The organism is Faecalibacillus intestinalis (assembly GCF_015097455.1).
GTDB classification, from domain to species: Bacteria; Bacillota_I; Bacilli_A; order Erysipelotrichales; family Coprobacillaceae; genus Faecalibacillus; species Faecalibacillus intestinalis.
Window position 1 is genome coordinate 995,554 of the sequence record NZ_AP024085.1, and the last position, 20,793, is coordinate 1,016,346.

Genomic DNA, 20,793 nt, shown 5'->3' on the forward strand with positions numbered 1-20,793 from the left:
CAAACAAGCAAATTACTTATACATGACGAAAGCATATGTAGAATGTAATGTTTTAGATATAAAAGAATATTCACTTGTTTATCGATATAAGGGATATGCAACTTTTATGATGAAAAGTCATGAAAGCATCAAAGATGATTTTACAGTAATTGAAAATCTAGTTGGGAAAATAGATTCATATGAAATTGGTGAAGAAAATAAATACAGAGTTATATTAAAAAATAATCAAGAAGTAGATATCAAGTTTAATAATTATAATCAGTTTACATTATTTAGTTTAGATGTTGATTAAGTGAAAAGGAAGGAGAAAGTTTATGATTAAAAAAGTATTTATTGGAATTATTGCAGCTGGTATGATATTAACAACTATTCCAACAGTAAATGCAGAAGATGAAATTACATTAGATGAAGTGACTGATCAAATAATTGATATTTCAGATAAATATAATTAAGCTGGTGTTACATCAGGACAATTATTCAATTTAATTACGCTAACTCAAACGGATGATGAATTATTAGACGCTTTATCTTTAGATAAAAATGATTTATTTGATACATCTATACCAAAAAAAGTTAATATACAATCATCACGAAGTGGAGATCCATATGATGGAAATCCACTTGCGTCTAAAGAGGAACAAAAAGAAAGAATGAAGTATATTCGATCAGTCTATAATAAAGAATATAATGATGGAAACCATGATGAATCTATATACGATATATTTATATACTTCACATTATATTGAAAATATAAACTATGATAAGAGTTTTTCAGATGAAAAAAATTTTGGACATCCTGTATATGCAAATATTATTTCACAAAATGATATAGATGCTTATGAACAATTTTATAAAGCTCAAACAGGTGTCGCTATTTATAAAGCATTTAGGACTTGTACAAATGGAATAAAAAATTATAAAGAAAAAGGTGGAAAATATGCATTTGCTTATGAATTCTTTGGATCAATGTCAAATATTTTAGATTTAAAATATTCGGATTATTTAACAGCATTAGATACCGTTGGAATAACAAATACTACTGATATTTTAGCAACAGGTGTCAAAATAGTATAATGACTTTAATAAAAGGAGGAGAGAATATGCCAAATATAAAACCTATCTCTGATTTAAGAAATTACAGCGCAGTACTTGAAGATGTTACCGTTGGGTCTCCTGTTTATTTAACAAAAAATGGACATGGTTGTTATACTATTATGGATATAAATGAACAAGAAGAAATGTCAAGAAAGGCGAGAAAGTATGACAAGATGGTAGCAGAACTAGAAGTAATGAAAATGTTAAATGAAGGCTTAGCTTCAGCAAATGAAGAAGGCTGGATTGATGAAGATTCAATGACAATACATTTCAATGATAAATTCAAGGTGAACAAGAGAGAGTGTTCATCGAAATTGCAAAAAGAACTTGGAGAAATTATAAAATTTTGTAAAGAAAACAATGAACCTGTTTATCTTGAATTTAATGATAAAGAGAATTTAATTATTATGAGTAGTGAGACATATGATCGCAGAGAAAAAATGTTAGAGTTATATGAACAACTTGTTTATATTGAATCAGAGAGAATTATAAATAATAAACAATATACAATTGATGAGTTAAGTAAATATCTTGATAATGTTATAAAAGATATGACTGTTAAAAAAATAAGAAAAAGGAATAGTAGGTTAAAGTGAAAAATACAACAAAAGCAGGAATGTTTAATATTAACAATGCTTATGTTCGAGATGCAATCTTATATTATACGATTCAACAATATTTTAATAATAATGATAAAAAGACATGTGAATATATAGATCAATTAGAAAAAATAGACCATTTTGATTTTAGAAGTGGATTAAAAAATAATATTCCCTATTTGTCATCAAAATTAGATATTTCAGAAAAAGAGTTTTATAACTGTTATTTGAAAGTAAAAGATAGCTTTGCAAAATTAACAGATGATGTCATTTTAGTAAAAAAAGGTGATGGAATATATTCAAAGTTATTAGCTGACATACAAGGAACACCTCCATTTCTATTTCTAAAAGGAAATGTTCATTTATTGAATGAAAAGTCTGTATGTGTTGTTGGAAGCAGAAATGCTACAATAGATTCAATGAAGAAGACAGAAAAAATCGTAAAGTCACTTATCAAAAGAAATATTGTTGTTAATGCAGTACTGGCTAAAGGAATCGATACAGCTACTCATAAATCAGCTTTACAAAATGGTGGAAGAACAATTGCAGTTATAGGAACTCCAATTAACCAATACTATCCAAAAGAAAAAAAAGAATTGCAATTAGCTATTGAAGAAAAAGGATTAGTGGTTTCACAATTTCCGCCATGTAATCCAGTTTATAGATGGAATTTTCCAACAAGAAATGGGACAATGAGTGGAATCTCATTAGCAACGATTATCATGGAAGCAGGGGAAACAAGCGGTGCTTTAAAACAAGCAGATTATGCTCTAAAACAAGGAAGAGATGTTTTAATACCGCAATCAGCTCTTAATAATTCATCTATATCATGGCCAAAGAAATACATTAAAAAAGGTGCACATTCTTTTAAAAATTTAAAAGAGGTTTTAGAAATATTAAATAAAGCGAAAGTGTTCTATAAATTATTGAATAACGATGAGATAAATGCAATAAGAAGCATAGAAATATAAAATATTGAAATTATTAGTGTATATTGCAATGAAAAGATAAAATTATATACTAAAACAGCCAATCAAAAATGTTGAACAAATATAGAAAATCATTAAATAAGTTCAACAAACAACCACGATGAAATATTCAGGTAATAAAATTATAGATTTTATAAAAAAGCCAATAACAATCATGAATCATTTGATTTCTTATGGAATAGGAATGATTATTCTAGTAGTGATTGTTTTATTTATTGGAGTATTTTCTGCTTTGTCAGATGATTCCAGTGCAGTCATCAGAATGTAGATTTAATGAAAAATATCCAAGGGTGCATAATGGAATAACAGATACCGATTATTCCATTAAGGTAGGAATACAACATTTAGCTAGTTGCTTAAATGATTCAAAAGTAGCTTCAAGTGGAGATACCGAGCATATATCATTAGCCCTTCAAGGGTATAATTATGGAAACGGATATATAAGTTGGGCAAATGAACATTTTGGGGGATATACTAGAGCAAATGCAAAGGTATTTTCTGATGAAATGAAGGCAAAATTAAAAACAAATGTTTATGGTGATCCTGATTATGTTGCACATGTTTTAAGGTATTATCATATTGGAAATAACAATATAGTAGAAGTTGCAAAGTCACAAGTTGGAACAACAAGCGGAAGTAAATATTGGACATGGTATGGATTTAATAAAAAAGTAAATTGGTGTGCCATTTTTGTATCATGGTGTGCAAATGAAAGTGGAATGTTAGATGATAGCTCAGTACCAAAGTTTTCTCTATGTACAGATGGAGAAAATTGGTATAAGAAAAATAACAGATGGAAAGATAAATCTTATGTGCCAATGACAGGAAATATTATATTTTTTGATTGGCAACAGGATGGTCATACAGATCATGTAGGTATTGTTGAAAAAGTTGAAAATGGAAAAGTATTCACTATAGAAGGTAATAGCAAAGATGAGGTTAGAGAAAAAAGTTATAATTTAAGTAGCAAATCTATTTATGGGTATGGAGTTTAAAAAAATTTTCTGTCACTAATTTATTTATTGTTATATTCTATAATCACTTTTTCATTTGGAAAAAATTGAGATGATTTTTTTAGTAAGATTATATTTTAGAAGTTTTTAAAGTTAATACGTAAAATATTATTTTTCATAGTATTAAGAAATTCATCTCTTAATCGTTGACTATTAAAATTATGCGGGTAATGTGCTCATTATATAACAAAAAGAACAATGTTATAGTTTTGACTATTTCATTGTTCTTTTTTTATTTTTTTTAGAGAATTTTGTTACAGATCCAGTCACTTTATTAATTTTAAGAACTTATTGTAAAACTAAAATTATAATTTGAACTATATTTTTTTGTATTAAAGTCATAACCTTTTACTGTAAGGTAAATGTATAATTTATTATTCTTTTTTTCGTGTTTTCTTGAAACCATTGTGATGCTATATCCATTATTGTTTTTAACTGCATAATTTCCCCATGAATTAAAGGATATTACCTTAGTACTGAGATCTTTATTAATAACAACACATTGTTCAAATTGACCATATTGTCCTACTTTAAAAGTATCTGATCTTCTAACAAACTGCTGATATTCTGCAAAAACTTGGATAGGTATTAATAGAACTAATAAAAAGATAAATAAAGATACATATTTTTTGATTTTAAGCACCCCTCCTATAAAATAAATATTAATGAAAACGTTTTCTATCTTAAATATAGCATAAAGAATATTTTTGTCAATAAACACATATATAAAATAGGTAATATTATAAAATAATAAATAAGAATATGACTTGTTAGCATCGTATAATTTTGAAGTCTACTTTTAGTTGTTATGTAAGTAGTCTCTAAATTAAGGTAGAACGATAATTTATTATTTTTTAATTCAAACTATATAAACTAGTAGTACTTGAATTAAAATAATTGTATATGAAAAAAGTATTGTTGGAATACTTGGTTATTTTAATTATAATTTTCAAATATTTTACGAAAATAGTGGATAGATATATCTTGAAGAGTGGTTATATGAAGGTATAAATGTGTATGCAAAGGAAAACTTTATATAGTTTATTTTCAAACAAGCGAGAAATAAAATTAGACTTTCTTAGAATAAGTAGGAAATCTATAAAATATATAGATAAAGTCAAAATTTAAATAGAATTCAAAAAATAAAAAAGAGGAGAAGAATGACTTGAACTGTCTTGCTTTTCCTCTTAAAAAGTACAAAATATATTTTAAATATGTAAAAAATGTATGCTATTTATATATATTTATTATTTTAAAGAACCGTTTGAACTACATATTAATGTAACGGTACAATTTTGTGTTTCGACTGCTACACCATCTACATATCTTTTTGCTATTGCTTTAGCAGTAGCTTTATTTCCTGACTTGGAAGCGCTTTTTGAAGAAATTTTCCAGTTGGTATTTTTAGATGATGCTTCAGCAACTGACTTTGTACATGTTGACGAAGAACCAGTATATGTAAATGTACCTGTAACAGTAACACTAAACATTATTGCACCTTGAGCATTTTTGTAATTTGCAGTTTTTCTTGCAGTTTTTTGATTAGCTGCTCTTGCCATGGATGTTTCTTCTATAATTGTTTCTAGATAATATCCGTTATCTAATTTAATTATTTCTTTTTTTTGATCCAATGCAGATACAGGTAATGATAAAAACAAAATACTGCTTACTATAGTTAATAATGTAATAATTTTTTTCATAATTAGTTCACCTCTTCTATTGTATATTCTATATGTTTTACTTTTGAATTTTTTGAATCATGGTAACTTTTATAAATAAGTATTCCACGCCATAAACAGCATACTAAAATGGCTACAGTACATATAATGATTGCTTTTTTTAAAATATTTCTTATTCGAGATTGTTTGATTAAATAATTAGCGTCTTGATCTTCAAAATATGAAATAATAATATTAGAAGGATAACCAAATTTATTACATAAATCATCATAAGTTATATTAGTTGAATCGATATTTTCAACAATATTTACTTTTAATCTTTTTAAAAAAATTTTTTCATTTTTTGATAAAAATGGAAAAAAATGTTTACAATCTTTGATATATTTATTTACATTTCTATTCATTTTCATATTTGTTCTCCATAATTCTTTCAATACTATTAATCATTATTAAATATTCTTCATATAGTTTCTGCATATGTGTAATGCCCTTATCCTCAATATGATAATAAATCCGAGTTTGTCTTTTACCAACCAGTCTTTTTTCATCACTGATTAAGCCTTCATCTAATAATCTATATAGAATAGGGTACATTGTACCTTCGGCTATATGTATTGTGCCATTTGAAATTTTATCTAGAGTTTGGACTATTTGATAGCCGTAGCAGTCTCCCTCACTGATTATTTTTAATAGCAACATCTCCATTTTAAAAAAACCTTTTGTATTTTTTGCCATATTAATATCACCTATATAGAATTATAAATGTATACCATATTTAATTCAATACCTATATAAAATAAGTAATAGTTGACATACGCTCGTTAAATGATATACTTTAATTGAGGGAAGCGCTTACTTTAATTACAAGAAAGGATTAATAACTATGAAAAAAATTATTGCAGCACTAATAAGTTTAACTTTATTTTATTCATCTACTGTTTGCATATTTGCAATAGAAAATCAAGAATGCCCATATTATGAAGAAATAACAGATGTTATCGAACTAAAAAAAGGTCCTGTTTTATATCTTAATGAAAAAAAGAATGATACTTACTGGGAATTTTCTGATAATGAAGAGGCTTTTAAAACAATTAATAGTCTAGAACATGATTTAATAAGTATATTGTCAACGAATTATAATCTAGATAACCTAGAAAAAAGTAATTGGTTAGATTATAAAAATGCTTTAGAAAATGAAATTAGTTTAAATCATATAAGTGAATCTTTCCATACACAACGTTTGTTAACTTTTTTTAATGTTTGTGATAATTGTGATCTTAATAATGAAATAAGACAAATAGTTAAAACAGATGATTATTCAATGGATGAATTGGCAGTACTTATGCCTTATACAAGCCCATATTATAAAGAGTATGAAAGAAAGGCAACAATAAATACTTATACTACAATGAATGTTACCAATGCGATAAATTATGCTGATAAATGGGCAAGTAGCTATAACTATTCTTATGCATGCTTTATTAATGGGGACTGTACAAATTTTGCTTCTCAAATTGCTAGAGCGGGAGGAATTAGTAACCGAAGTAATTGGTATTATAATTCTACTCAAAGTTATTCAACGTCTTGGGTAAGGGCGGATACATTTGTCAAAACTTGGAAAGTTGCTTACTCTACAACCAGCTTTAAAACATTTTCAAATAAAGTTTCTAAAGGAAAGTTTATTGCATATGATTCTGAAGCTGATGGAAAGTGGAATCATGTTGCTTTTGTAACAGCTATTGGCTCACAAAAAAGTAATTACAGGGATTTCAAAATTGCACAGCATACAAAGAATTATCATGCTTGGGTTAGCAGTGACACAAATGGCTGGGAAAATGTTTCAGGGTTAAAGGCGATTATAAATACTCCAAATTAGTATGAAAAGAATAATTATTCTTTTTATTTCAATTTTTGTTCTATTGATTGTATATGTTTCTACTCCTAGTGTTTCTGAAGAACAAATGAGGACATTGTTTTATGAATATATTCAAAGAACTTTCAAAGAAGAGTATAAGAAATTTAAGATTATATCTGATGTTGATTTAACTGTACCAGGAAATCAGTATCATCGAGGTTATGCAGGATATGGAAAAACATATAGCATTGAGTATGTTCATAAAGAATACAAATGGATTTTTATTGAATTATGTACGAACGGAAACAATATAGTTTGTGACAATAAAAATAATATAAAAAAAGAATTTAAATACAATAAAATATTCAATGAATATTTTATTAATGCATTTAAAATTGTAGGTGTTGAACCTGTTGGAATTATTGTTGAAATGAATGGAAGCATTAACGAGTACGAACATGTTGATGAAATTAAACCAAACTTAGAATTTATAATCAAGAACCCAAAATATTTTAAGCCTCAAATTAAAGTAAATACATCTTTAGTGTCATTAAAAGAATTTGAAAAATTGAATTATCAAATGTCAGAAATATTTGATGATATTGAATATTATGATGAGAATGATGCAGATATAAGTTATTCAGCAGAGGATATGATAAAGAAATTGAGTGGGTCAAATTAATAATCAAATGATTCTTTAAGTAATAAAGAATTATTTATTAAGATTAAAGACCAATTTGTTCTATTTTTTATAATATTTATCAGTATATGTTATTTTGTTCCTGTGGGAGAAAATGAATTATGAAAGATATTGATGAAATGACAGATACAACAGAATTGTTAAAAAAAGGAATAAAGAAACAACTGGAATCTGCTATAGTTACATTGCAATTGATACATCAATATGAAGAATGTCCAAAAAATATATCTAAAATGTTATATAATCAAATAGGTGTATTAGTTTTTTGTAATGAAGAATTAGATAAACTCTTTAAATATTTGAATTTTTTAGATGGTTTAATTGATTACATTTCCTAAAATAATTGCAAAGTATTAAAACAAAATTATAACAAATATATGTATCAATAGAGACTAGAAATTAGATTTCTAGTCTTTTATACCCTTTATAAGATTTTATATTTTATTGTATTTGTTTATTATAATATATGATATATATCTATAGTAAGGAGGAAAGGATAATATTTTTTAAAGATGTGGAGGGAATATATTGAAAAAAAAATATATTATTAGATACAAATGCTTTTATTTATTTGATGAGGAATGAAAAGGAGTGTAGTAATACTATTTCTTTAGAAAATAGACAAATAAACGAAAGTAAGTTTTATGATGAATGTAAAAATGCGAATTATCTTTTTATTACATCTCAAACATTATATGAGATTTTTTGGCAAAGTATTAAAAAAACAAAAAAATTGATCAATTTGCTTATTATTATGATCAAATTATTAAATTTAAAAATAAGTATAATGTAAAATTTTCTATATTGAATGATACAGATGGTGGGTTTGAATTGAGGTTATTTGAAGATCAATATAAAGATAATAAAGTTGATATTAATCATTTTATTGAACGTAAAAGAGAGTACGAAGTGAAAAAAATAAATGAGTTATTAATCAAAGTATGCTTTTCAATAACAGAATTTCTCGCAGAATATTATGGTATTTTACTCTTAAGAAATTTTTATTATGTAGCAGGTGTAATATGTGAAATAAAACTAAATGAAATTTCATATAAATATTATTCGGATTTAAAATTAAAAAATGAATGGTATGATAAAGAAATAGATGACCTATTTAATTTTCTTTTGGAAAATATGATTTCATATATTGAGCCACAAATAAAAGAAAATGGACATAAATTTCCCAAAATACAAAATGTAAAAGGGACAAAATATGTTCATAAACTATTTTGTAAATTAAAAAAAGATGATAAAACAGTGTTTGAAAAATATGATAATCATTTAAAAGGATTAGTGGAAGAATTAGAAAAAATGGGAATGTCAAAAAATTGCATGAAATATTGGATTAGAATGTGTCGAAGATGTGTTTATAGTGGGGCAAAAATAAAGAAAAATGATGGATTAGATTATTCTATAGTAACATGTATGGACGAATCTATAGTTATAAATAAAACAAATAATATGATAAACACAAATGATATTATTTTTGTTACATTTGATACAAATCTATATAATTTTTCAAAGGAATGTGATGTGTTATATTCTAAAAAATTTTATGACAATTTAATGTTTGAATATAGATAGGAATATTAATTTTAGGAAATGAATATTAAAATAAATAGTATATATCTGTAATAAGTATAGAAAAGAAATAAAACTTTAATGATTAAGAGATTTCAATAGTATTATTTATGTTGTAAAATAAAAAATAATTACTTGCTTTTTTAAAGTAAGTAAGAAAAGAGGTATAGAAAACTAATATAAATGTTAGTTTAATCTATAGCCTCATTTTTTATTTTCCAATAATGTTGAATTTTTTTAAGTTCATCTATGCTGATTTTTAAAATATTATTTTTAATGCTATCAATGAAATTATTTCTTGAACGAATGCTACTAAAATATTGAGCACTATCTTGAATGTGCTGATCATCTAAAATTTCTATTAGCATTTTTGAATGTTCAACTCGATAAATCTTATTAGGATAATTATTTTTGTCACAATTTGAAATATCTTTGAAATATATAGTATTTTCCATGAATACAATCACCTCAATTAGTTATTATATCAGTAAAAATTCCTATCAATAGTCTTGATAATAATTCATAATAGAAATTTCTGTTAGAAAAGCACATTTGTGCTTAAAAAATGTAATACATTAAAATTGTAAAACGTTTTACAAATTACAAGAAGAGGAGTAAGTGGGGAATGATATATTCTAATGAAGAAATTGAGCTTACTCTAAACTTATATTCTATTGCTAAATCACATATAGATAAATTAAATCAAAAAAAGCAAATTGAAAGATTAGAAGATTTTAATAAATATGAGAAAAATGATTATTTGTATTATTTACATATTATTTCTATTGTTAATAATTGGGTGAAAGAGCTATTACCAGATGAACTAGAAATTATAACTTTACGCAATTTTGAAAAAATGTCCTTTGATCTTATATCAATACATGTTGGTTATGCTAATCATAGTTCAATTATAAGAAAATATAGAAAAATAATAGATAAAGTGAGAAAAATGAATGATGAATAGATTTATTGAACATATAGGTAACTTATATTCTATTATATTAACCATTTTGACTCTTTTTTTAGGTGAGCATTGGATTTTATTTATGGTACTTTTATTGCTCAATATTATCGATACTTTAACAGGATGGATAAAATCAAGAATTAATAATAAGGAAAATTCAATGGCAGGGTTAAAAGGAATTATGAAAAAATTAGTTCAATGGATTTTAGTATTATTGGCCTTTGTTATTCCAGTATGTTTTAAAGAATTAGGAGCTGTAATTAATATTGATTTATCAATATTGGCATTTCTTGGATGGTATGTTTTAGCTTCATTAATTATAAATGAATATAGGAGTATATTAGAAAATCTTGTTGAAGCTGGATGCGATGTTCCGCAAGTTTTAGTTAAAGGATTAGAAGTTGCTTCAAAAAAGATTGATAATTTTAATGAAAATGAATAATTTGATTATTGATATTTCATACCATAATGGACAGGTTGATTTAAGTAAAGCTAAAGAAAGTATTTCTGGTGTAATAGCAAGATGTTCTTATGGTTGGAGTGATAAAAATATTGATAAACAATGGAGTAATAATGCATCACAGGCTAATAAATTAGGAATTCCATTGTTTGCTTATCATTTTTGCTATGCGAGAAATGAAAGTGAAGCAAAAAAAGAAGCAAATTTAGCATTGAAAGCATGTAGTAATTATAACGTGAGTGTTATTTATTATGATTTAGAATATTCTGATTATCAAGGAAGTTTGAGTAATGAAATGTATTATAAAATTGCAAAGTCATTTTGTGATGAGATTGAAAAAGCAGGATATGCTGTTGGTATTTATGCTAATCAAGATTGGTTTAAAACTAAATTAGTAAATCAAGGATTTTCTGCATGGACATTATGGATTGCTAATTATGGATCAAATAATGGATATAATAACTGGGATAATAAGATTCAATACAATCCATTTGGAAATGTCTTATTACATCAATTTACTTCTAATGCAAAAAAAGGTGTATTGAAAAGTATAAAAGGAATAAATTCAAAATTTTTGGATTGTAGTTATGATCATGGTTTAATAAAAACATTTTATAAACAAAAAGAAACAATAACTAATTTACAATGTGGAGATAGTGTACGTGTGAAAGTAGGTTCAAAATGGTATGAAGGTCAATCAATAGCAAGTTTTGTATTTAATAATAAATATGAAGTAATTCAAATTAAAGGTGATAGGGTAGTAATTGGAGTAAACGGTCAAGTTACGGGAGCAATTTCAAAAAATTGTATAGAGAAAATTTAATAAGCACAAAAGTGCTTGGAAAAGCAGTTAATATAAAGATGTAGAAGAAATACCGGTATAAACTCTACAAATAAAAAAGAAAAGAGGAATTAATTATGGCAGATGCAATGGTTTTAGCCACACAAAAATGGTTAAACGAAAAATATGGTAATGATTCTAGATTTAATAAAGTAGCAGAAGATGGTATTACTGGTTGGGGTACTATCTATGGATTACGTAGAGCATTACAAATTGAAGAAAAATTACCTTCTTTAAGTAATAACTTTGGGCAATCAACATATGCAAAATGTCCAACTGTAAAAAAGGGTGATACTGGGAATTTAGTATATATTGTACAAGGTGGATTATGGTGTAAAGGATATAGTCCAGGTGGATTTAATGGAGTATATGGAGATGGAACATACGCAGCAGTTCAACGTTTTAAAAAAGCTACAGGATTTGATGATGCTGATGGTAACATCAATAAAGATTTTATGAAAGCATTGTTAGATATGAGCGCATTTAAATTATTATCAGGTGGAAAAGAAGAAATTAGAACTATTCAACAACAATTAAATAAAGACTATTATGATTTCTATCAAATTTGTCCATGTAATGGGTTATATGATAGAGATATGAATAAAATGTTAATTTATGCATTACAAAAAGAAGAAGGAATTCCTAAAGCTTCAGCAACAGGAACATGGGGACCATCAACAATTAGTAAATGTCCAAGATTAGAATTAGGAAAATCAAGTAATGTAGTTAAATTAGTTAGATATGCGTTAGTATGTAATGGAATTAGTGTAAGTACTTCATCAAAGACATATGATTCAACGTTAGATGCAAAAGCAACAGAGTTTGCAAAGTTACTTAAATTAAATAAAAAAAGCAATGTGATTGATTATACAATCATCAAATCATTGTTAAGTAGTAATGGAGATCCAAATAGATCCGCAAAAGGATGCGATACTTCTACAAGATTAACAATTGATCAAATTAATCTTATTAAAAATTCTGGATATACTCATGTAGGGCGCTATTTAACTAATACCCCGGGTGGAACATTGGATAAAAAATTAACAAGAACAGAATATAAGAATATTGTTAATGCAGGATTAAATTTATTCTTTATTTTTCAAGAATATGGAAATAAAGCAAGTAAATTTACTTTGAACTCTGGAACAGAACATGCTAATAGAGCACTTAATGCAGCTTTATCTTTAGGAGTTCCCAAAAACGCAGTAATTTATTTTGCAGTTGATTTTGATGCAACAGATTCTGAAATTTCGAAAAATATTATTCCATATTTTACAGCAATTAGAAATTCAGAATGTTCGTCATATTATAATATAGGTGTTTATGGAACAAGAAACGTATGTTCTAGAATTAAAAAATCTGTAGGATTTGACTTTTATTTTGTATCAGATGCATCGTATGGATTTAGTGAAAATTTAGGATATACAATGCCTGATTCATGGGCATTTGATCAATTCAAAACAGATATTACTTTATCAAATAGTACAACATCTGTAAATATTGATAAGGTTGCTGTTTCATATAAAGATAATGGCGTTTCAAACATGAAAATTACAACAGAAAATGTTGTGAAAAATTTTTTATCTGCACTTAAAATGTCTGATTTATTTAATGTAAAAATTGATTATGAAAAAGACCAATTAGTTTTTTTACAAGGTCCGGATTCAATTGGTAATTACATTTCTTTACAATTAAAACATGATGTTTCTTATGATAGTTCAGCAAGCGGGACTTTAAATATTGTAGAAGGCGAAATTAAGGGATCATCTTTAGATGATTTAACTGTTGACTTAAAAGTTAATGATGATGTAAAAGCTGAAATAAAAGCTTCAGTAAAAGAGGTAGTGGTTACAATTAATCATGGTTCTTTAAGCTTTAGTACTCAAAATGTTGCAGATAGATATTCTAAAGGAGCAATTTATGTTTATACTATTACAGCTCCAGTAATTGATGATAAAGGATTAACTAGCCATGTTAAATTAATTTTAACTGTAAAAGTAGCACAAGATCCACAATTGGATTTTGCATATGATACTTTATCAGAAAAAGATATGGCTATAGCGAGAGCTTTTTATACAGTTGCAATTATATTTGGTTTATCTGTAACGACAAGTGTAGGACTTTCACTTATTGGTAAAGTATTGGAAGGATATGGCCTTCCTCAAACACCAATAGCCGTATTTAAACTTTGTAAACTAATTGCTAGTTAATATAGAAAGTGGTTATTTGTTAATAGCCACTTTTTTATTGTTAGGATAAAGATTTAATGAAGATGTTTAAATAATAAAAATATTTACTTTTGTTGATAATATAGATAAATAGTATTAGTATACTTTATATAAGAAGGAGAGAATGATGCTATGAAAAATGAAATTATATTTAGTTATAGATTGATAAAGTTAATATATTATTTAATTGCGCTATATGTTGCAATAACCTATGTAAATGAAATAAGCAAAGCAATATGCTATATTTTAATTTTGGTATTGATTTTAGGATGTGCTATGTATATATATTTAATAATAGTTTATAAAATTTATAGTAAAAGTATAAATTTGGAAAAAAATATAAAAAAAGTAAATGATGCGATATGTAAAATAAAAGGAACATTGATTAATAGTTATTTAAAGAAATTATATTGTGATTTATTAGAAGCATCAAATCATACAGATGAATTTTATGATTTTTTTGAAAAAAATAAAGATTTAATTTTTGGAGAAAAGAGCTATGCTTTTTGGTATACAACAAAATTATTATACTATTATGATCGACAAGAGTATAATAATTATTTAGAACTATATAATTCTAAATTAAATAGTAAAATAAATAGTAACCTTTCTGAAATTATATACTATATTATAAGCGAAGAATATGATCAAGCTTTGGAATTATTGAAGAAAGCGATAAAAGGACAAAAGGGATTGGGGTACATTATGTGCCTATACTATAAAATTATATGTTTAGAAAAGTTAGATAGAGAAGTTGAATTAAATGAAGCTGTTGGAGAAATCTCAAAATATAGTAGTGAAATTAAATATGTTAAAAAGATAAAAGAAAAATATTTGGCTGATTAATGGTAAGCAGCAAATAAAATAGTGGATAGAAGTATAGTAAATCATCAATAATGATTATAGTAGTTTTAGAAAACTAAAATTACTATATTAAGTTCCCAATTTTACTATACGATGATGGTGAGATTATGAATGTTTAGAGTTATGCAATCATCAGAATGTGGATTTAATGAAAAATATCCAAGGGTGCATAATGGAATAACAGATGCTGATTATTCCATTAAGGTAGGAATACAACATTTAGCTAGTTGCTTAAATGATGCAAAAGTAGCTTCAAGTGGAGATACCGAGCATATATCATTAGCCCTTCAAGGGTATAATTATGGAAACGGATATATAAGTTGGGCAAATGAACATTTTGGGGGATATACTAGAGCAAATGCAAAGGTGTTTTCTGATGAAATGAAGGCAAAATTAAAAACAAATGTTTATGGTGATCCTGATTACGTTGTACATGTTTTAAGGTATTATCATATTGGAAATAACAATATAGTAGAAGTTGCAAAGTCACAAGTCGGAACAACAAGTGGAAGTAAATATTGGATATGGTATGGATTTAATAAAAAAGTAAATTGGTGTGCCATTTTTGTATCATGGTGTGCAAATGAAAGTGGAATGTTAGATGATAGCTCAGTACCAAAGTTTTCTCTATGTACAGATGGAGAAAATTGGTATAAGAAAAATAACAGATGGAAAGATAAATCTTATGTACCAATGACAGGAAATATCATATTTTTTGATTGGCAACGGGATGGGCATACAGATCATGTAGGTATTGTTGAAAAAGTTGAAAATGGAAAAGTATTCACTATAGAAGGTAATAGCAAAGATGAGGTAAAAGAAAAAATTATAATTTAAATAGTAAATCTATTTATGGGTATGGAGTTTAAGAAATAATAGCCTGTTATAAATTTATTATTGTCATATTTTATCGTATTATGGCTTTTATTATGATATAATCTTTAAGCACTTATGTGCCTATGGAGGATCTAGCATGTTTAAACATCATACTAGGAGACTAGCATTGATGTGACTTTAAGAGAGGATTAAATGGAATATTTAATTATTCTTTATTTAATTCTAGTTATTACCGCTTTTATATTGAAGTAGTTTTAACTGCTTAAGTCTATTGATGCTAGTATCCAAAATAGTGAAAAAGGAAGAATTGCCGTTCTTCCTTTTTCTTTAGTCTATTAATGCTAGTCCTATGACTACGTCTATAGTATATCACATTTTTTACAAAATTAAAGTTGCATTTTATTTTTTATAGATTTATTTCAAAATACGATAAATTATAAATGAACCCACAAATCCTAAAAGAATGCTTGAAATATCAAAATATCCTGTTAATGTAAGTAATTTTACTAATTTGAATATAATTATAATTATGAATGATGATATGATAAAGTTCTTGTTTGAGTTTAATTTAGAGAAAACTCTTGGAAGAAGATATCCTAATGGCATAAATTGAACAAAAGAAATAATACATTGTTTTATTGAAATGCTATGTAGTGGTACTAAATTTGTTGAATGACAAATAGCTTCAAAATACGAAAGTCCACCTATATTGTTAATACCTTGATTTATATATGAAATGAATATCATTAATATGAGATATATTGTTAAAAGATATTTATATGTTGATTTCTTCATTTGTTTTAGCTCCTGTTTTTAAAATTATATATTTAGAGTAGAGTGTTTTTTCATAATTGTCGTATGCTTCACCGTTATATTTCATTACAATATCATTAACTATTTTCAAACCTAATCCATGATTTTCACCCTTGGAAGATTTAAAGTGTGATTTGATGGGATTTTTTATTGAATGATTACAAATTTTAATAATTATGTCATGATTATATACAATATCAACATTTATTGTATTGTTAGATGTATTTTCTAAAGCATTATCTATTAAATTCATTAGAATAATTAAAATATCAAAGCCCATGTTGCTTAGTTGTGATAAGTCTGTTGAATGAATATCAAAGTTGATATTATTATTAGATTCTATGATTGAGTTAAGATAGCTATCAATATAAGAAATATTGCAGAAGCGATTCATTTTTGATGTAACGTTTGTATTTATTAATTTATTAATATATTGTAAAGAAGCTTCTGTATTTTGATATGCGATAAGTTGCTTAAGATTAAGTAAATGGTTTTTATAATCATGTTTTAATTTTCTTAAATCTTCATTTTCTATTTCAAGCCCTTGATAATAAGCTTTATCAAGTTGTTGAGCTTTATACATAGATATATTGATATCTTCTTTTCTTTTAAGAATGTAACAGTAATTAAGAGAAACTACTATAATTATTGATAAAAGAAGAAATCCTAAAATGAGTAAACCCAAATAATAATTTAAGTTATTAATAAAGAAATTATAGGATAAAATGAACATGAATATAAAAAGTATGATATTAATCAGTATTATAAGAACAAGATCATAAATATTAAATTGCACAGAATTATTTAAGAATGATAATTCGTTTAAATAATAGAAAGCCATTAAACTCATAAAAATTGCAATGCAGTCAATGTTTGCTGAATAAAAAATTGAAAACTGAGTTGAATTTTCAAGCATAAAAATAAGAAAAACATAACTTAGCAGATAAAATAATACAATAATTAAAGAATTATAATACGATTGAAAAAAATTCAATTTTCTAATCAACATAAAACATATAGTAAAATAGATGAGTTTTAGAAGAGAGCTTAAAAGAAAATAATCATTAATAAAACTCATAGAAATAGCATAAATAACAGTTGTTATTAAACAGTTTTTTATAATAATTATTTTTGATTCATTATGATTACTGAAAGAAAATAAGATTCCTATAAGAATACCAATAACATAATTATATATTTCTAGCATTGTAAATACTCCTTTCTAACATTTTAATTTTCAAATCTTTTTGATTTCTTCTACTTACTTGAAATTCATTGTGGCTTATTTTAACAGTTCCTTTGTTATAAATAGGTTCCATGTCTAAATTAATAATAATATTACGATTGATTTGATAGAAACGTTCGTCTAATTCTTTTGATAAAAAAGATAAGGATTTTTCAGAAAGCTTAATTTTAGAATTGTTATTGAGATAAATAGTGGTATCACGTAAACTATATTCAATATAAGCAATCTGATTAAAATATATATCAAATTCTTTACCATCTTTTATAATTGTTAGATGTTCTTTTTTTATTATTCTACAAATGATATCGTCAATTTCTTCTAAATGGCTTTTTTCAACGAAACCAACAACATTTCTATTAAAACATTTTTTGATCATTTCATCATGACTTGAAATAAAAATGATATCAAGGTGTTTATATGATAAAGATTGGGCGATATCAATACCGCTAATATTCGGCATTTCTATATCCAAAAATAAAAGTTCAAAGGAATCTATATGATTTTTTAAATCGTTATAATTTGTGTATATTGAAATATCAAAATGATATTTAGACAAATAATTTTCTAAACTTTTACAAAATGAAATATTATCATCCAATATTGCAACTTTCATATAACCACCTCACTTTACAATTTAATTATATATGATTTAAATGAATGAAAAAATACCATCCATGAGTATTTAAGACCATTCATTCCTTAAATGTTTATTTTTTAATATTCTATACATAAAATGTAAGTAGCTGGCCAGGCAATATAAAAGGAGAGAATTTATATGAAAAACAAAAAAATTATACGTATCATTATATTGCTATATATAGTGTTATTATTTGCATATCCTTATATTCTAGGAAGAAATGTAAGTGATATAAATGGTTCTTTACCATTCTTTGACAAGATAGCTCAAAATACTAACTTAATTCCATTTAATTTTAATTATGATATTAATTTAGATATTATTGTAAAAAATGTTGCTTTGAAATTACTTTTATTTGTACCTTTTGGAATGATAATGAAAAAAGAAGTTACTTTTAAACAAGGTATATGTGCTTTATTATTATTAAGTATTTGTAAGGAAATATTTCATTTAGTCACATTTGCAGGTTATTTTGATATAAATGATATTTTATTATATATTGTAGGATATTTAATTGGGTGGTATTTAAAAATTGGAAATTCACAAAAAAAGTTATCTCATAATAAGTAGTAAAATAAGATTTTGATGAACTTTTGCATATTTGTATGGCTAACATGGTATTTTAATTGAGCAGTTTCTTTTGCTCTAATAGTCTAACAGGATTGTTCAAAGAGCACGAAAGTGCTCTTTTTTTAATGATTCATTTAAAGACCAATTTGTTTCTTTTTTATAAAATTTGTCAATATATGTTATTTTATTCTTGTAGGAGGAAACAAATCGTGAAAGATACTAAAAAAATGACAGATACCTTATTAGAAGTGTTAAAAAAAGGAATAAATAAACAATTTGAAGCTGCTACAGTTACATTGCAATTGATTATCAAAGTGAAAAATGTCCAGAAAACATATCGAAAATTTTATATAATCAAATAGGGGCATTAGTTTTTTGTAATGAAGAATTGGATAAACTTTTTGAATATTTAAATCTTTTAGATTGTTTAATTGATTGTATTTCCTAAAATAATTGCAAAGTATTAATACAAAAAATTATTACAAATATATGTTATGTACCAATAAGGACTAGAAATTAGATTTCTAGGCTTTTATACTTTTGTAAAAATCTTACATTTTATTTTATTGTTATGAAAATATTTGTCTATTATAATTAAGGTATATATTATAGGAAGGAGGAAAGGATAATATGTGATTATCCTTATAAAAAATGATTAAGTTTGTAAATAGGAAAAGAGAACGTTTATTATTAAAAGAAAAATTTGATACTAATAAAAAGAACATCATAATTATACATGGTGATACTTGTATAGGAAAAAGTGCTTTAACTGAAGTGATTTTAAAATCCTATGATAAGAAACCAACATTTAAAGTTGTTATCAGAAAAAATGATAATATTTCTCCGGGATTCTACTTATATAAAATAGCATGTGCTCTATGTGAACCACTTAATAATATTAATCTAAGTTATACATACGCTAAAAAAGACTTAATAAAAATAAATACATTAAAAAAAATGCCATACATTTTGTTAAAATCAGTTTTAGAAGCCTCCTCAGCTGGACAAATATTCAATAAAACAACAGATATGATAGAACAAGAGTATGATAAAATAAAAGAAATTTTAGATAACTATAATAATAAATCAAATATTAAAATTATTGAAAATGCTATTTTGATGATGTTGAAAGATGATGATTTTGTGTTGAATATTGAAAATTTCCAATCAATTGATGAAGAATCACTTTGTGCATTAATTAGAATACTTTCACAATTAAATACATATAATTTATTGATTGAAGAAACAGACAATGTAGGCGGATTAACGATAAGCGATATTGCAGAATTTTTCGAAAATGAAGCTGATGCCAAAAAATCAGTAACAGAAATTAAAAAATTAGAAAAAAATAATGTATTAGAAATGATTAATCAGGAAGATTACATTTCAAGAAAAGAAGTATTAAATTTATTAGAATCGGAATGGGATGGTAACATAAAAGATATTAAAGATATAATTATAAAAAATAAATATTCATTACCCCAAAATGAAGATATTATTGATACATTATCTCCAGAAGAATTATATTGGTTAACTGTCATAGTTTTAGATAATAATACATTAAGTTTACAGGATTTATTATCTTTAAAATGTCCTAAAAAAATAATCAGGCTTTTAAAAGAAAAAGAATTAATACTTGAAAAAAATGATATTTTCCTTATTGAACACGATACTATTATTGATAAATTATTAAATAACACTACATTTAAGACATTGCGTAATGATATATATAATCTTCTGTTTGATTTCCACTATAAAATATTCATATCAAAAAAGACATATGATGATTATTTAAAATAAAAAAGAGGTTTAGAAATAATAT

The 20,793-nt window shown here is 25.2% G+C and carries 28 protein-coding genes; 20 read left to right on the forward strand and 8 right to left on the reverse strand.

The window, feature by feature from the left end; translation table 11 throughout:
* The first annotated feature begins 22 nt into the window (after positions 1–22).
* From Fi14EGH31_RS05195 to Fi14EGH31_RS05225, 7 genes are all read left to right on the forward strand, one after another.
* Positions 23–292, forward strand: coding sequence for a hypothetical protein (locus Fi14EGH31_RS05195; protein ID WP_117828867.1), 270 nt, complete (start codon positions 23–25; stop codon positions 290–292).
* Between the two features lie 22 nt (positions 293–314).
* Positions 315–452 (forward strand): hypothetical protein, encoded by a 138-nt coding sequence (locus Fi14EGH31_RS05200; protein ID WP_155522463.1) that lies wholly within the window; start codon positions 315–317, stop codon positions 450–452.
* Positions 453–699: 247 nt separating this feature from the next.
* Positions 700–1,074: a hypothetical protein gene (locus Fi14EGH31_RS05205; RefSeq protein ID WP_147337941.1), complete on the forward strand. Its 375-nt coding sequence runs from the start codon at positions 700–702 to the stop codon at positions 1,072–1,074.
* A 26-nt stretch (positions 1,075–1,100) separates the two neighbouring features.
* Positions 1,101–1,691 carry a hypothetical protein gene (locus Fi14EGH31_RS15310; RefSeq protein ID WP_233544775.1) on the forward strand — a complete coding sequence of 197 codons (591 nt, stop codon included), beginning with the start codon at positions 1,101–1,103 and terminating at the stop codon, positions 1,689–1,691.
* Positions 1,688–2,665, forward strand: coding sequence for a DNA-processing protein DprA (locus Fi14EGH31_RS05215; protein ID WP_234697831.1), 978 nt, complete (start codon positions 1,688–1,690; stop codon positions 2,663–2,665). Before Fi14EGH31_RS15310 ends, Fi14EGH31_RS05215 begins: the two co-directional genes overlap by 4 nt.
* Positions 2,666–2,783: 118 nt before the next feature.
* Positions 2,784–2,951 carry a hypothetical protein gene (locus Fi14EGH31_RS05220; RefSeq protein WP_158560091.1) on the forward strand — a complete coding sequence of 56 codons (168 nt, stop codon included), beginning with the start codon at positions 2,784–2,786 and terminating at the stop codon, positions 2,949–2,951.
* Positions 2,932–3,678 carry a CHAP domain-containing protein gene (locus Fi14EGH31_RS05225; RefSeq protein WP_200765212.1) on the forward strand — a complete coding sequence of 249 codons (747 nt, stop codon included), beginning with the start codon at positions 2,932–2,934 and terminating at the stop codon, positions 3,676–3,678. Before Fi14EGH31_RS05220 ends, Fi14EGH31_RS05225 begins: the two co-directional genes overlap by 20 nt.
* Positions 3,679–3,976: 298 nt before the next feature.
* Here Fi14EGH31_RS05225 and Fi14EGH31_RS05230 read toward each other — a convergent pair whose 3' ends face one another.
* The 4 genes from Fi14EGH31_RS05230 to Fi14EGH31_RS05245 form a co-directional block, all read right to left on the reverse strand.
* A complete protein-coding gene (locus Fi14EGH31_RS05230; RefSeq protein WP_117829423.1) occupies positions 3,977–4,339 on the reverse strand; it encodes a hypothetical protein in 363 nt (120 codons plus the stop codon).
* A gap of 604 nt (positions 4,340–4,943) precedes the next feature.
* A complete protein-coding gene (locus tag Fi14EGH31_RS05235) occupies positions 4,944–5,396 on the reverse strand; it encodes a hypothetical protein (protein WP_032089846.1) in 453 nt (150 codons plus the stop codon).
* A gap of 2 nt (positions 5,397–5,398) precedes the next feature.
* Positions 5,399–5,785 carry a DUF6120 family protein gene (locus tag Fi14EGH31_RS05240; RefSeq protein WP_117576169.1) on the reverse strand — a complete coding sequence of 129 codons (387 nt, stop codon included), beginning with the start codon at positions 5,783–5,785 and terminating at the stop codon, positions 5,399–5,401.
* Positions 5,772–6,110, reverse strand: coding sequence for a PadR family transcriptional regulator (locus Fi14EGH31_RS05245; protein WP_032089847.1), 339 nt, complete (start codon positions 6,108–6,110; stop codon positions 5,772–5,774). The genes Fi14EGH31_RS05240 and Fi14EGH31_RS05245 overlap by 14 nt, the downstream gene beginning before the upstream one ends.
* A 148-nt stretch (positions 6,111–6,258) precedes the next feature.
* On the opposite strand from Fi14EGH31_RS05245, the gene Fi14EGH31_RS05250 reads away from it, so the two are divergent.
* From Fi14EGH31_RS05250 to Fi14EGH31_RS05265, 4 genes are all read left to right on the forward strand, one after another.
* The gene (locus tag Fi14EGH31_RS05250; RefSeq protein ID WP_117576168.1) at positions 6,259–7,251 is read left to right on the forward strand and encodes an amidase domain-containing protein; all 993 of its coding nucleotides are present in this window, start codon (positions 6,259–6,261) and stop codon (positions 7,249–7,251) included.
* A gap of 1 nt (position 7,252) precedes the next feature.
* Positions 7,253–7,912, forward strand: coding sequence for a hypothetical protein (locus Fi14EGH31_RS05255; protein WP_117576167.1), 660 nt, complete (start codon positions 7,253–7,255; stop codon positions 7,910–7,912).
* Positions 7,913–8,031: 119 nt separating this feature from the next.
* Complete coding sequence (locus Fi14EGH31_RS05260; protein WP_117829422.1) at positions 8,032–8,268, forward strand: hypothetical protein; 237 nt, start codon at positions 8,032–8,034, stop codon at positions 8,266–8,268.
* Positions 8,269–8,761: 493 nt separating this feature from the next.
* Positions 8,762–9,514: a hypothetical protein gene (locus Fi14EGH31_RS05265; protein WP_117852303.1), complete on the forward strand. Its 753-nt coding sequence runs from the start codon at positions 8,762–8,764 to the stop codon at positions 9,512–9,514.
* 188 nt (positions 9,515–9,702) lie between these two features.
* Here the strand turns inward: Fi14EGH31_RS05265 and Fi14EGH31_RS05270 are convergent, their stop codons facing one another.
* A complete protein-coding gene (locus Fi14EGH31_RS05270; protein ID WP_200765213.1) occupies positions 9,703–9,966 on the reverse strand; it encodes a hypothetical protein in 264 nt (87 codons plus the stop codon).
* A 170-nt stretch (positions 9,967–10,136) separates the two neighbouring features.
* Here Fi14EGH31_RS05270 and Fi14EGH31_RS05275 point away from each other — a divergent pair, with 170 nt between their 5' ends.
* The 6 genes from Fi14EGH31_RS05275 to Fi14EGH31_RS05300 all read left to right on the forward strand — a co-directional run bounded on the left by Fi14EGH31_RS05275 (position 10,137) and on the right by Fi14EGH31_RS05300 (position 15,705).
* Entirely contained in the window at positions 10,137–10,475 is a 339-nt protein-coding gene (locus tag Fi14EGH31_RS05275) for a hypothetical protein (protein ID WP_117576165.1), read from the forward strand.
* Positions 10,465–10,917, forward strand: coding sequence for a phage holin family protein (locus tag Fi14EGH31_RS05280; protein WP_318030069.1), 453 nt, complete (start codon positions 10,465–10,467; stop codon positions 10,915–10,917). Before Fi14EGH31_RS05275 ends, Fi14EGH31_RS05280 begins: the two co-directional genes overlap by 11 nt.
* On the forward strand, positions 10,904–11,758 hold the full coding sequence (locus tag Fi14EGH31_RS05285) for a GH25 family lysozyme (RefSeq protein ID WP_147337940.1): 855 nt from the start codon (positions 10,904–10,906) through the stop codon (positions 11,756–11,758). The genes Fi14EGH31_RS05280 and Fi14EGH31_RS05285 overlap by 14 nt, the downstream gene beginning before the upstream one ends.
* A 95-nt stretch (positions 11,759–11,853) precedes the next feature.
* Positions 11,854–13,986 (forward strand): glycoside hydrolase domain-containing protein, encoded by a 2,133-nt coding sequence (locus Fi14EGH31_RS05290; RefSeq protein WP_200765214.1) that lies wholly within the window; start codon positions 11,854–11,856, stop codon positions 13,984–13,986.
* A gap of 150 nt (positions 13,987–14,136) precedes the next feature.
* The gene (locus Fi14EGH31_RS05295) at positions 14,137–14,850 is read left to right on the forward strand and encodes a hypothetical protein (protein WP_117576156.1); all 714 of its coding nucleotides are present in this window, start codon (positions 14,137–14,139) and stop codon (positions 14,848–14,850) included.
* A gap of 129 nt (positions 14,851–14,979) precedes the next feature.
* On the forward strand, positions 14,980–15,705 hold the full coding sequence (locus Fi14EGH31_RS05300) for a CHAP domain-containing protein (protein WP_200765215.1): 726 nt from the start codon (positions 14,980–14,982) through the stop codon (positions 15,703–15,705).
* 414 nt (positions 15,706–16,119) lie between these two features.
* Here the strand turns inward: Fi14EGH31_RS05300 and Fi14EGH31_RS15680 are convergent, their stop codons facing one another.
* From Fi14EGH31_RS15680 to Fi14EGH31_RS05310, 3 genes are all read right to left on the reverse strand, one after another.
* Complete coding sequence (locus tag Fi14EGH31_RS15680; RefSeq protein ID WP_107030360.1) at positions 16,120–16,500, reverse strand: VanZ family protein; 381 nt, start codon at positions 16,498–16,500, stop codon at positions 16,120–16,122.
* Positions 16,481–17,101, reverse strand: a complete 621-nt coding sequence (locus tag Fi14EGH31_RS05305; RefSeq protein ID WP_158548323.1) for a GHKL domain-containing protein — start codon at positions 17,099–17,101, stop codon at positions 16,481–16,483. Before Fi14EGH31_RS05305 ends, Fi14EGH31_RS15680 begins: the two co-directional genes overlap by 20 nt.
* Before the next feature lie 607 nt (positions 17,102–17,708).
* Positions 17,709–18,377, reverse strand: a complete 669-nt coding sequence (locus Fi14EGH31_RS05310) for a LytR/AlgR family response regulator transcription factor (RefSeq protein WP_117576162.1) — start codon at positions 18,375–18,377, stop codon at positions 17,709–17,711.
* Between the two features lie 162 nt (positions 18,378–18,539).
* On the opposite strand from Fi14EGH31_RS05310, the gene Fi14EGH31_RS05315 reads away from it, so the two are divergent.
* The 3 genes from Fi14EGH31_RS05315 to Fi14EGH31_RS05325 all read left to right on the forward strand — a co-directional run bounded on the left by Fi14EGH31_RS05315 (position 18,540) and on the right by Fi14EGH31_RS05325 (position 20,771).
* A complete protein-coding gene (locus tag Fi14EGH31_RS05315) occupies positions 18,540–18,971 on the forward strand; it encodes a VanZ family protein (RefSeq protein WP_117576161.1) in 432 nt (143 codons plus the stop codon).
* 209 nt (positions 18,972–19,180) lie between these two features.
* On the forward strand, positions 19,181–19,333 hold the full coding sequence (locus Fi14EGH31_RS05320) for a hypothetical protein (RefSeq protein ID WP_200765216.1): 153 nt from the start codon (positions 19,181–19,183) through the stop codon (positions 19,331–19,333).
* Positions 19,334–19,622: 289 nt separating this feature from the next.
* Positions 19,623–20,771, forward strand: a complete 1,149-nt coding sequence (locus Fi14EGH31_RS05325; protein ID WP_200765217.1) for a hypothetical protein — start codon at positions 19,623–19,625, stop codon at positions 20,769–20,771.
* The last annotated feature ends 22 nt before the right edge of the window (positions 20,772–20,793 follow it).